The organism is Acinetobacter sp. ANC 4648, assembly GCF_002135345.1.
Taxonomy (GTDB): domain Bacteria; phylum Pseudomonadota; class Gammaproteobacteria; order Pseudomonadales; family Moraxellaceae; genus Acinetobacter.
Genome location: NZ_NEGI01000005.1, coordinates 48,358 through 60,575 on the forward strand (window position 1 = coordinate 48,358; position 12,218 = coordinate 60,575).

Here is a 12,218-nt window from a genome sequence, read left to right on the forward strand (position 1 = left end):
AAAATATTATTTTGAAAACAAAAATATTTCAGGAAGAAATACTATGTGGAAAATTTGGATCGCGTCATCCATGCTTTTATCTACACCAGTCTTTGCAAATAATTTTATTGACAACAGCAGTGTCGAACTGACCACTCGGAATTTTTATTTTGATCGAGATTTTCAAGAACAATCGGCTTATCCTGCTTCAAAAGATTGGTCTCAAGGTTTTATTCTTAAAGCAAACTCAGGCTATACCGAAGGGAAAATAGGTTTTGGTTTAGATATTTTAGCAACTGCTGGATTTAAACTTGATGCAGATGCGGAACATGCTGGCACTGGAAACTTACCGCGTGATGCCCGTAGCAATGAACCTGCTGATAGTTATGGTGAGGTCGGTGTAACAGCAAAAGCTAAAATGAGTCAAACCGAAGTTAAAGTCGGAACACTCATGCCAATGAATCCTGTTTTAGTGGCTTCCCCTGCACGCTTATTGCCTCAAACCTATCGAGGTATTTCGGTTCAATCCAAGGATATTCAACATTTAGATATACAAGCGGCATATATCAATCAAGTTAATCATCGTGACTCGACCAACTATGAAAATATTAAAATCTCTGGAGTGAATAAACGCTTCATACCTGCGGAAACAGATGGTCTTTATTACGCTGGCGGTTATTATGATTTGAATAAAGCCTTTAAATTTACGTCATTTTATCTCGGTGTCGAAGATTTATATGATCAAGCCTTAGTTGGTATACAGCATAAATATGTGCTGAATGAACGAACGAATCTTACCTCACAATTACGTTATTACCGAAGTCGTGATGAGGGGCAAGCCAAAGCTGGATTAGTTGATAATGATCTGCTTCATGCACATTTTGAATTAAAGCATGATAGCCATAAATTTATTTTGAGCACATTCCAACATCATGGTGAAACTGCATTTCCTTATTTATCAGGCGGTGAAACAGGTTTACTGATTGATACATGGCCTGGTGACTTTTTAAATGCCAAAGAAAAAGTCTATAGCTTTCGCTACGAATATGATTTTAAAAATACGATACCAGGACTTCATTTTATGACGCGTTATACAACTGGTCATAATATTGACGCACCACATTTGGGTGGAACAGACTTAAAAGAAGATGAACTCGACTTCGACCTAGGCTATACCCTTCAAACGGGTCTACTTAAAAATTTAGGTTTACGTGCACGTTATGCAATTTACGATAATAACATGCTACCTACTGCCAATATTAAACCTAACAATGAAACGCGAATTAATATCGATTACACATGGAAGTTTAAATAATCATTTTAATCAGCCATTTTTTAATGAAGGCTGATTATTTTAAGGAAATAAAAATGTTCAATTTAAAAAACTTACCACCGATCCATCATCTGTTAAATGGTCATGATCTACACTGGAATAAAGATTTAGCTCAAATACATGTAAAATATATTACCTTAGAAAGTTTTACCAATCCAAGAGGTACCGTTGAAGGTGGAATGATTTGTGCCATGCTAGATGATGCTATGGGAATTTTAGCTGCACTCAATAAAGCAGAAAAACCTGCAACAACAGTCAATCTCAATATCGATTTTTTAAGACCGTGTCATGTTGGTAACATAGAAGCAAAAGCTTGGTTTATTAAACAAGGGAGTAAAGTTTTAAATATTGAAAGCGAAGCTTGGCAACAAGGTAAATTAATTGCAAAATGCAGCTCTGCTTTTTTAGTTTTATAAAGTCATTATATTGAAATATCTAAATAAATTAACAATCTATCTAAAATAAAAATGAGCTAGCAGTGACTGCCGGCTCATCATATGAAATTTATTAAGTTAATATATTATTATTGATATATTGCTTTTTTATTTCAGCTAAGTTTTCTGAAATGATAAAAATATCTATATTGACTATAATCATATCTGATTTATTCTCAGGTTCAAGCGTTCCCCTTGATGTAGTAATGTAACTCTATTCCTATGTATTGGATCAGGTGCTTTTTCTATAGAAGTTTTACAAAAAGATAATCTTAAATTTATAAGTCTTATTTTATTAAACTTAAAGATATGAAATTTTATTTAAAAAAACATTAATTTGTTAAATACAAAAGAAAGCTAGATATATGATATTTCTTTAAGAAGTGAGATAAGAGCATACTACCGAGACTAAATATCAAAATTTTTAAATTCTTAAAAAGAAAAATAAAGTTAGTTTTGTATTCTTTATTATCAGCTTATATTCAATCATTGGTGTTGTTCTAGGTTATCTATTTGCAGAATATCTTCTATAAACCTATTTTAAACAAGTAACTTTAATCAGCATAAATAGCATGTACTACGCTGATTTGCACTTTAAAGAATAATAAGAAACTTAAGCACAATCAAAAAATTAGTAAATTTCAAAAATATTTTTCACGTTATGAGTTCTTTTAATACACATTGAGTATTTAAGTTGAAATAATTTCAGTAAATATCTACACCAATATTTAGATATAGATAGATAAAATACACAAAAAATATACAAATAAATCACTGATAATAAATGATTAAAATATACACAAGCCAATCATAGCTAACTCAATAAAAAACAGTAAAAGTTATTCTCCTCCCATCGGAACAAGGATTAAATTATTTGACAGTGGTTAATGGGCGATATACATATATCTCCATACTTTTAATAATGATAATAGTATAATATAGCGGCTTATTTGGCTCATCTATTTCTAAATGTGTTTTCATCAATATGAAAAAATCGGTTCATCGTTGTATTCTTCATTCTTCTTATCTGCTCGCATTAGTCTCAGGATTAAGTGCTTGTAGTAATAGTTCATGGTGGTCAAATGAAGATAATCCTCAACTGGATAGTCAACAAATTCGACAACTAATTCCCAGTCGTGTCAATGATCGTAAATCATGGGCACAAGATATTTTTGACATCTCAGAAGAACTAAAAATTCCACGTAGCAAAGATAATATTTGCACCATCATAGCCGTGGTCGATCAAGAATCTAACTTTATTGCCAATCCCAATGTGCCTGGCTTAGGTGTCAAAGCAGTCCATGAAGTTAGCACTCGGCTTAAAGAAAAATTTGAAGATAAATTAGGCGTCACCCTCGGTGGTCCTATTGCCGAATATTTTGAACAAGTTTTAAAAAACCAACCCTCACCTGAAGATAATTATCTAAAACAGATGAGCCGTGTTAAAAATGAAAAAGAGCTTGATGTACTATATCGTGAAATTTTCGACTATATGTCAAAGCATTATCATGTCAGTGCCCTCACAGGCGCTGCCAAACTGGTTGGACAAGATTTTGCTGAAAAATTAAATCCAATTACCACATTAGGTTCCATGCAGGTACATATTAACTACGCTAAAGAAAATAAGCGCAGCAGCATGAGTATCAATGAATTACGTGATGATTTATATACAGAATATGGTGGACTCTATTACGGAATTCATCGTTTAATGATGTATCCAGCGAACTATGACAAACCTATTTATCGGTTTGCAGATTATAACTCGGGTATATATTCAAGTCGTAATGCTGCATTCCAAAAAATGATTAATAAAGTGACAGAATCTGATTTATCTTTGGATGGTGACTTATTGTCTTATGATAAAAATGGTGATGCTCGCCCTGCCACAACAGATACAGAAAAAGCACTCATTACATTATTCTCTCGCAATAATGTCTTAATAACTCCGCGGCAATTACGCAGTGACTTGAAAAAAGAAAAAGAAAAAGGCTTTGAAAAAACTCAGACCTACATTGCTGTCTCGAAGATATACAAAGAAAAAACCGGTAAAGATCCAATCTATGCAATCATGCCCGAAGTGGTCATCTCAGGCCCTAAACTCAGTCGTGATTATAATACAAACTGGTATGCAAGCCGCGTAAACGGACGATATGAAACATGCATGCAACGCGCAAAACGAATAAAAACTTAGCCCTATTTGATTTCGATGGGACACTGTGCAAGAAAGATAGCTTCACAGGCTTTATTTTTTATGCTTTATCCAAACGACACATCGTTAAGCAAGGTATAAAAATTTTGCCATGGATTCAAGCCTATTATTTAAATATCTATCCTGCTCATGCAATGCGCCCAAAATTATTCAATGCGATGTTTGCTAATGCTAATGCAGATGAAATTTTAGAATTAGCAGCAGAATATGCCCCGAAATTGCTATCACAGTTAGATCAAGACATTTATCAGCAACTTTTAAAACATAAACAAAATGGTGATGATATTGTGATTGTCTCAGCATCTATTGATTTATATTTAGCACAAGTCTGCCAATTATTAGCGGTTGATTTAATTTGTACCAAGACCGAAATTAAAGATAATAATTTTACAGGTCGCTATACCTCGCCAGATTGTAGTTGTGAGCAAAAACGGTTACGTATTCTAGAAAAATACGATATAAATCAATACCAAAATATTTATGCTTATGGTAATAGCAAAGAGGATTTAGCAATGCTAAGTCTAGCCAGCCATGCCTATATGGTCGGTGAAAATCAAACTTTCCCACTGTTAGAATATGAAAAAAAACTCGCTTAATTTAAGCGAGTTTTTTATGAATAAGGAATCTAGTAAATCGCCATATGATTGCGATATATAAACCATGTAAATAACTGTTTTTATTATATTATTTTAACAAGTTTAAATACTTAACCTCCAATTTAACCTCTCATCGTGTTCTATACCCCCTGCTTTCAAGTGATAAATTATTTTTATTCACTGTGAACAATACAAATACTCCTGTATCGGTATAGGGGGATATTTAAAAGTATTGACCCATTTATTAATGACTGCCCTGCCTAGCCCACCCATGCCTTTTATTTTTGAATTATCTATCTTTGTCGTTATTGGTTTGCTGTGTTTTTTGGCCTCCTTCATTTGATGGAGTGAGCATTTAGGCTGCTCATCTATTTAGTGGATCAGGTACGCACTGGTACGCGGTACGCAGTCAGTACGCACCAAAACAGCATATTTAAAATGCGCCCATCCACATTTAAAATGCTGATAGGGTCATATTTAGAATCTTGTCCTTTGTGGTAAAGCTCGCCAGTTTTGACGATCTTATGCTGCTCGTTATTTTTGGTGGTCAGGTATGCCCTGATTTTGGGTACCGGTAGAATTTCAGATTTTAAATCCACATTTCAGAAATGGCCTCATGTCGGGTATCGTGAAAAGTTAAATCATTAATTTTTAATTTACCTTTTACCACCTGGGTAAAGTATGCAGACAATCCGCCTCTACCTGTTTCACCCTCAGCAACATTATTCTTAACGGTACATACCTCTATCTCATCTATTCCCCTCATATAGCTTAAAAGCTCAATTGCTCGCTTAGATAATGGGACTTTTCTCGCTGTGCCATTCTTTGTGACTTCAAGTTCAACATGCTTGTCGTAAACATCAGTCCACTTTAAGCCTGTTATTTCACTTGCCCTCATCGCCGTTTCAATAGCAAATAAAAAAGCCCAAGCGGTCTGCTGTTTTTTAGTTATTGGCTGTGAATATCCATCATATTTAAATGCCTCTAGGATTCTATCTATCTCATCTTGTGAAATACGTCTGTTTCTACTCACTGACTGTTTAGGCTTGGCTACATCATCCAATGGGGAATTGGTCATAATTCTTAGTTCTTGTCGTGCATATTTAAATACAGCACTTAATAAGCCTAAATCCCTTGCTACTGTTGCACTCTTAACCTTTTTTAAACGCTCATCCCTAAACTGAATCATGTCCAATTGTCCAAGCTGATTAACAGGCTTTTTCATCAACCTAGGGAATGATTTTATATAGCCATTCAAAATGATAATTTCCACACGTCCACCACGCTTATGCGGTGTCACTTTTTCAGCATAGAGCTGTATCAGATCGGCGAATGACATTTCTGATAAATCTTTAATCTTGTCCTGTCGTTTTTGTTCTGTTGGGTGGATACCCTCAGATATTTGTTTTTTTATTTCATCACGTCTTAACCGTGCATCTTTGGCATTGAGTACCTTTGGATACTCTCCCAGTGTGACTGTGTTCTTTTTACCATCAAGCGTGTAGAGGACTTTCCATGTCTTGCGACCTGTTGGGGATACGAACAAATACAGCATTTCACTGTCATTAATTTTCTGTAATTTACTCGTTGGCTTGATAGCATCAATCTGCAATTTAGATAACACGGCGACCTCACAGCAATTATTTAGCTTTCAGGTAATTAAGAGTTTTTAAATTTTATGGCGATTAATTTTTTTAACCTCCCATTTAACCTCCCAATTTAACCTCTCGTTAGTCTATTGCATGTTTTTGCACTACACAACAAAAAGGCTCAATCCCTTTCAGAATCAAGCCTTAGTGTTATGTTACGTTATGGTGTGTTATTGCTAATATATTGCCATATGATTCCGATGAATCATCTCTAAAGAACGCGCCTCACCTAAAACTTGATGCACTTTATCTGATGATAAACCTTTCACAATTTCAGCAGAACGTGAACCAAAATTCACTCGTCCAACCGCAATGCGTTGGCCTTGCGTATCCACACATTCAACCACATCACCCCGATCAAAATGCCCTTCAACTGCTTTCACCCCCACAGGCAACAAACTACGATGGTTTTCTTTAATGGCTTTAACAGCACCATCATCTAAAACCAAACGTCCTGCTGTTTGCAGGTGTGCAGCTAACCATTGTTGGTGCGCAGTGATTCGGTCATTATCAGTAATGAATAAAGTACCCAACATCTCACCACGCATTAAGCGAGCAAGCACTTGGTCACTTTCACCGCTGGCAATTAATGTTGGACAACCTGATTTCGCAGCTAAACGGGCAGCACGAACTTTGGTCAACATTCCACCTCGACCAAACTTGCCACCACCGCCCGCCATATCAAATAGACTCTCATCTAAAGCTCGAACGGTATGAAATAGTTTTGCATTTGGATTGGAACGTGGATCTGAATCAAACATACCTTGCTGATCTGTCAATATAATCAGCAAATCTGCATGCACCTGACCCGCGACCATCGCAGCCAAAGTATCGTTATCACCAAAGCGAATTTCATCCGTTGAAACAGTGTCATTCTCATTAATGACAGGTATAACTTTCCAATCAATTAAGTTTTGTAGAGCATCACACGAATTCAAATAACGACGACGATCTGCTAAGTCATCATGGGTCAATAAAACTTGAGCCGTTTGAATAGTATGTTTTTCTAACACACTCGACCAAGTATGAATGAGGCCCATTTGACCAATCGCAGCACATGCCTGAAGACTGGGTAGATCGGTGGGTCGGCTATCAAGTTTCATGCGCACCATCCCTTCAGCCACAGCACCTGATGACACCAGAATAATCTCGTGTCCTGCATTGTGTAGATCTGCAATTTGTTTCGCCCAATGCGAAATTGCATTTATATCTAAACCTTGCCCATTTGCTGTGAGTAAAGATGATCCGATTTTAACAACGATTCGTTTACAAGCCTTGAGCTGACGTTGCCCATCCACCACTTCTATCATCCTGTCCTCAGTTACGCTTCTAGCTACTTATCTATTAGAAATTAACGTACGTAAAACACTTCCATATCGCCATCTTCACCATCGTCGTCTTCATCTTCATCATCGCCCAATATACCTGTAAGACGTTGTTGACGACGCATTTCACGATATGCTTCTTTGGCAGCAAGAGTTTGTTCACGTGTTTCAGCTTCAAGTTGATCACGGAATGCTTTCATTTTTGCAGCATATTCAGGATCTTCAGCTTCCAACTCACGTTGTTGCTCAATTTGATCCATTAAATAATAAACAACGGGTTTCGTCCCTTCTTCAAGTAGACCTGAAGTTTTAAATACTGGACCATCCCATTGTAATTCTTGAAGAATATGATTACACCATTCTTCCTGCGTATCATCATCCAACTGATCTAATTTATTCAAAACTAAAACGATTGGTAATTGCGCCAGCGTTGGAGAGAATTTTTTTAACTCTTCCATGATCGCTTTCGCATTGTATGCTGGATCTGAACCATCAATTGGCTGCACATCAACAATGTGAAGCAAAATTCGGGTACGTGCTAAATGTTTAAGGAAACGAATACCTAAACCTGCACCTTCAGAAGCCCCTTCGATTAGTCCTGGAATATCTGCCATGACAAACGAACGATGACGATCTGCATCGACCACACCCAAATTTGGAACCATAGTAGTAAATGGATAATCTGCAACTTTTGGTTTTGCTGCCGACACTGCACGAATAAAGGTAGATTTACCTGCATTTGGCATACCCAACAAACCAACATCCGCAAGAACTTTAAGTTCTAAACGAATTTCACGGTATTCACCTTTAATACCATGCGTACACTTACGTGGTGAACGGTTGGTTGAAGTTTTAAAATGGGTATTACCCAAACCACCATCACCACCCAATGCCACCAATACTTTTTGACCATCTGCGACTAAGTCACCAATAATATCGCCTGATTCGGTATCAACAATGGTCGTTCCCACAGGAACTTTCAATGTTATCGTTTCCCCACCGCGACCAGCACAGTTCGCACCACGGCCATTTTTACCGCGTTCTGCACGATATTTACGGGTATAACGAAAATCTACGAGGGTACTAGTGTCATCATCGGCTTGAACATAAACCATCCCACCACGACCACCATCACCACCATCTGGACCACCAAATGGTACGAATTTTTCACGGCGAAAACTGGCTACGCCATTGCCACCGTCGCCAGCCTCTACGGTAATGACTGCTTCATCAACAAAGCGCATGCTGCCAATCCTCTAAATACTTTAAAACCGCATATTCTGCCATATTTTAAAGAATTTCTCGAATAGTATTATTCAGCATTACATGAATTTTACTATTGCTGTCCAATTTCATCGCTAAAAGTGTGCTTTATACATAAAATTGCAGCTCTATTTCATGGCAATACAGCAACCTTCAACGTTATACCCATTATTTTATTTTTAACCATCTAACACTTAAAGTCAGTTTGGCTCAATACTTTGCTCATCATATTAATGGGCTTGTATACTCTTACTCTTACTCTTACTCTTCATCATTAAAAATTCAGATACATCGCAATAAATAGCTCACTAAAAAAGACAAGCCAACCGATTAATTACAATTATTTAGATAAACGATCTTTATTTTCTAAAATCTCAGGCAAACTTCGTTCAATCCAGCCAATCAAATAATTCATTTTTTCTGCTGCTTGTGCTCCTAAAATTGTGAGTTGATACTCTACTTTCGGTGGAACTTCAGGATAAACCGTTCGTAAAATAAAACCATCTTGCTCCAACACCTTCAAGGTTTGTGACAGCATTTTTTCACTTACTCCCTCTATACGTTTTCTTAACTCACTAAAACGTTGCACCCCCTCACTCAAACACCGTAAAACCAATACTGACCATTTACTGGTTAAATGCTCTAATATTTCACGTGATGGACATTCACTAGACAAAACATGGCCAATCATTTTACTTGTTACATAGACACTCATTAAAGCTCTCCAAATAGAAATAAGCTTACTTTCAGGTATGTACTTACATTTAGTAAGTTTTGTGATTAAGATAATACCATCAAGTTTAAAAAACACACAATCAAAATGGTGAAAATATGAAAATTGCGATTACTGGTGCGACAGGTCAACTCGGTCATTTTATTATCGAAGCACTGTTAGAACATGTATCTGCACACAATATTGTTGCTTTGGTTCGTAATCATGCCAAAGCTAAAAGCTTAAAAACACTCGGCATTGAACTACGACATTTTGACTATGATCAATCCGAAACATTAGTTCCAGCCCTAATCGGCATCGACAAACTACTTCTCATTTCAGCCAATGAAATTGGGCGCCGTACACCACAACATAAAGCTGTGATTGAAGCCGCGCAACGTGCCAAAGTGCCTTATATTGCTTACACAAGTTTGCTTAATGCGGATAAAAGCCCACTGGGTTTAGCTCAAGAACACCGTGAAACAGAGACTTTAATTACACATAGTGGTTTAACATATACATTGTTACGTAATAATTGGTATAACGAAAATTATTTAGCAAATGTTCAACACACTGCTGAACAAGGCATACTTTATGGTAGCGCTAAAGATGGAAAAATTAGTTCCGCGTCACGTCAAGATTATGCAGAAGCCGCGGCCAAAGTTTTAACATCTGAAGGCCATAACAATAAAACTTATGAATTGGCTGGCTCTACCAGTTTCACCCTCTCTAATTTGGCAAATTATATTGCTGACGCATCAGGAAAATTCGTGAAATATGAAAATATCAGCCCTGAAGATTACACTACAGCACTGACTCAAGCTGGTTTGCCAGAAAAACTAGTAGAAGTGATTGTAGATGCAGATGTACAAGCAGCAAAAGGTGCAATGTTTAGTGACAGTAAAGACCTAGAGAATTTACTTGGTCGTAAAACCACTTTCATTCAAGATCAAGTCAAAACTTTGTTTGAATCCTAATAGATTACTCTTGCTTCGGGTTTTTTACTCTAACAAACTTAATGTGAAGTTATTTAAAACATTCAATACAAATTTAGTCTAAAAATTTTAAGCCATAAAAAACCCGACATAAAGTCGGGTTTTTTATGCTGCTACAAATTATGCATTTGTTTCAGCAGGAACTTTTGGATAGCTTACGCCACACATTTGTTCAGCAATACGTAAAACTTGGCAACTATAACCGACTTCATTGTCATACCAAACATAAGCAGTTAAACGAGTACCCGAAGTAATGGTTGCTTGAGCATCAAATACGCCTGCTGTACGTGAACCGATAAAGTCAGAAGATACAACTTCAGTCGAATTAGTATAACCAATCTGACCTTGTAGGCTAGAGTTGATTGAAATTTGACGAATGTATTCATTTACTTCTTCACGATCGACTTCTTTCTCAAGTGTTAAGTTCAGAATTGCAAGTGATACGTTTGGTGTAGGAACACGTACTGAGTTACCGGTTAATTTACCTTGTAACTCTGGCAAAGCTTTAGCAACAGCTTTAGCAGCACCAGTTTCAGTAATAACCATGTTCAAAGTCGCAGCACGACCACGACGATCCGCTTTATGGTAGTTATCAATCAAATTCTGGTCATTGGTAAATGAATGAACTGTTTCAACGTGACCATTAAGCACTTTATATTTGTCATGCAATACTTTAAGTACAGGTGTAATTGCATTAGTAGTACAGCTTGCAGCAGAGATGATTTTGTCTTCATCTAAAATATCAGTATGGTTTACGCCATAAACGACATTTTTCATTTCGCCTTTACTTGGCGCAGTCAATACCACACGAGCAACACCTGGACATTTCAAATGTTCAGCAAGGCCAACAGCATCACGCCATTTACCCGTATTATCAATCACAAGTGCATTGTTAATACCATACGCTGTGTAATCTACTTCTGCAGGGCTAGATGCATAAATAACTTTAATAAAGTTACCATTAGCAATAATCGCTTCGTTTGCTTCATCTACAGAAATTGTGCCTGCAAATGGACCATGAATAGAGTCACGACGAAGTAAAGATGCACGTTTTTCTAAATCACCATCAGATGATTTACGAACAACGATTGCTTTTAAGTTTAAGCCACGACCTAAACCTGATTGACCAATGATCAAACGAGCAAGGATACGACCGATACGACCAAAACCATAGAGAACCACATCTTTCGGTTCTACTACAGCAGGATTACCTTCTAGAGCTTGAACAGCATCGGCAACGAATGCATCAATATCGCCACCTTTTTCTTTATATGCAACTGCAAGTTTACCAAGATCAACCTCAGCTGAACCAATATTTTCTAATTTAGCTAAAGCTTCTAAAATCGGGAAAGTATGCACAACTGAAAGTTCAACATCCATCATACGAGTACGACGATGTGCTTTCAAAATTTGGATAACTGAACGGTTAACTAAAGAACGACCGTAAACAGAAGTGACAATATTTTTCTCACGGTATAATTGACCGATGACTGCAATCATACGTTCCGCAATTTCTTCACGGTTTTTCCAGCGACCTTGGTGCTCTGCATGTAGGGCGATGATAGTCTCTTTGCTCACAGATACGTCCTCTATTTATATCTAAACTTAATTTCAAAACTTGACAATTGTAAAGGAATTATCAAAAAGAATGAATCAAAAGCTGACAGCGCAGCGTAATTATTGCTATATATTCACTATAAACTGACAAAATAGTCATAATTCT

Annotated in this window: 11 protein-coding genes; 6 read left to right on the top strand and 5 right to left on the bottom strand. The window is 36.8% G+C overall.

Features of this window, described 5'->3' with window-relative positions; genetic code table 11:
• Nucleotides 1–43: 43 nt before the first annotated feature.
• The 5 genes from B9T27_RS09755 to B9T27_RS09775 all read left to right on the top strand — a co-directional run bounded on the left by B9T27_RS09755 (nt 44) and on the right by B9T27_RS09775 (nt 4,551).
• Entirely contained in the window at nt 44–1,294 is a 1,251-nt protein-coding gene (locus tag B9T27_RS09755) for an OprD family porin (protein WP_086206640.1), read from the top strand.
• Between the two features lie 53 nt (nt 1,295–1,347).
• Nucleotides 1,348–1,728: a PaaI family thioesterase gene (locus B9T27_RS09760; protein ID WP_086206641.1), complete on the top strand. Its 381-nt coding sequence runs from the start codon at nt 1,348–1,350 to the stop codon at nt 1,726–1,728.
• A 446-nt stretch (nt 1,729–2,174) separates the two neighbouring features.
• The gene (locus B9T27_RS15070) at nt 2,175–2,279 is read left to right on the top strand and encodes a hypothetical protein (protein WP_086206871.1); all 105 of its coding nucleotides are present in this window, start codon (nt 2,175–2,177) and stop codon (nt 2,277–2,279) included.
• 452 nt (nt 2,280–2,731) lie between these two features.
• Nucleotides 2,732–3,937, top strand: coding sequence for a DUF1615 family protein (locus B9T27_RS09770; protein WP_086206642.1), 1,206 nt, complete (start codon nt 2,732–2,734; stop codon nt 3,935–3,937).
• On the top strand, nt 3,904–4,551 hold the full coding sequence (locus B9T27_RS09775) for an HAD-IB family hydrolase (protein ID WP_086206643.1): 648 nt from the start codon (nt 3,904–3,906) through the stop codon (nt 4,549–4,551). The genes B9T27_RS09770 and B9T27_RS09775 overlap by 34 nt, the downstream gene beginning before the upstream one ends.
• 589 nt (nt 4,552–5,140) lie before the next feature.
• On the opposite strand, the gene B9T27_RS09780 is transcribed toward B9T27_RS09775, so the two are convergent.
• The 4 genes from B9T27_RS09780 to B9T27_RS09795 form a co-directional block, all read right to left on the bottom strand.
• Entirely contained in the window at nt 5,141–6,175 is a 1,035-nt protein-coding gene (locus B9T27_RS09780; RefSeq protein ID WP_228146201.1) for a tyrosine-type recombinase/integrase, read from the bottom strand.
• Between the two features lie 201 nt (nt 6,176–6,376).
• Nucleotides 6,377–7,510 carry a glutamate 5-kinase gene (gene proB / locus B9T27_RS09785; RefSeq protein ID WP_086206644.1) on the bottom strand — a complete coding sequence of 378 codons (1,134 nt, stop codon included), beginning with the start codon at nt 7,508–7,510 and terminating at the stop codon, nt 6,377–6,379.
• A 41-nt stretch (nt 7,511–7,551) separates the two neighbouring features.
• The gene (cgtA, locus tag B9T27_RS09790) at nt 7,552–8,769 is read right to left on the bottom strand and encodes an Obg family GTPase CgtA (protein ID WP_086206645.1); all 1,218 of its coding nucleotides are present in this window, start codon (nt 8,767–8,769) and stop codon (nt 7,552–7,554) included.
• A 359-nt stretch (nt 8,770–9,128) separates the two neighbouring features.
• Nucleotides 9,129–9,503 carry a winged helix-turn-helix transcriptional regulator gene (locus B9T27_RS09795; RefSeq protein WP_086206646.1) on the bottom strand — a complete coding sequence of 125 codons (375 nt, stop codon included), beginning with the start codon at nt 9,501–9,503 and terminating at the stop codon, nt 9,129–9,131.
• 116 nt (nt 9,504–9,619) lie between these two features.
• On the opposite strand from B9T27_RS09795, the gene B9T27_RS09800 reads away from it, so the two are divergent.
• A complete protein-coding gene (locus B9T27_RS09800) occupies nt 9,620–10,477 on the top strand; it encodes an SDR family oxidoreductase (RefSeq protein ID WP_086206647.1) in 858 nt (285 codons plus the stop codon).
• 138 nt (nt 10,478–10,615) lie between these two features.
• On the opposite strand, the gene B9T27_RS09805 is transcribed toward B9T27_RS09800, so the two are convergent.
• Entirely contained in the window at nt 10,616–12,073 is a 1,458-nt protein-coding gene (locus B9T27_RS09805) for a glyceraldehyde-3-phosphate dehydrogenase (RefSeq protein WP_086206648.1), read from the bottom strand.
• Nucleotides 12,074–12,218: the final 145 nt, after the last annotated feature.